General features: G+C 58.8%; 1 protein-coding gene. It reads right to left on the bottom strand.

Annotated features, from left to right (window positions below):
• Window positions 1-403, bottom strand: a 403-nt coding sequence (locus FCS21_RS16675; protein ID WP_138624551.1) for an RHS repeat domain-containing protein, incomplete at both ends; no start/stop codon positions are given.

The following is a 403-nucleotide window of genomic DNA, read 5'->3' as shown; positions in this document are numbered from 1 at the left end:
GGGTTGTAGCTGTATTCCCGACACGCTCCACCCGGCAGCACCACGCGAACCAAGCGACCCACGCTGTCCCACTGATACTGGGTCAGCGCGCCATGCTCATCCTCGCGCGCCACCTGACGGCCAAGATCGTCATAGCGATAACGCTTGATCCCGCCGTTGGGCAACTGCTCCTCAACCAGTTGCCCCCGCTCATTCCACACCAGCCGCTGACAACTGTGATCCGGGTACCAAACCCCAACCAGTTGCCCGTATTTGTCGTAGCTGTAATCCGTAACATGTCCGTCGGGATCGATCTTACGAATGACATCGCCCTGGTCGTTACGCTCGTACTTCCAGACCGCCAGACCCCGCCTTACAACCCGTACGAAGCCATTGTCATGCTCGTAGGACGTCGGCTCATCAT

The organism is Colwellia ponticola (assembly GCF_005885605.1).
Lineage (GTDB): Bacteria > Pseudomonadota > Gammaproteobacteria > Enterobacterales > Alteromonadaceae > Colwellia > Colwellia ponticola.
This window is presented reverse-complemented; position numbering and strand designations above follow the sequence as displayed.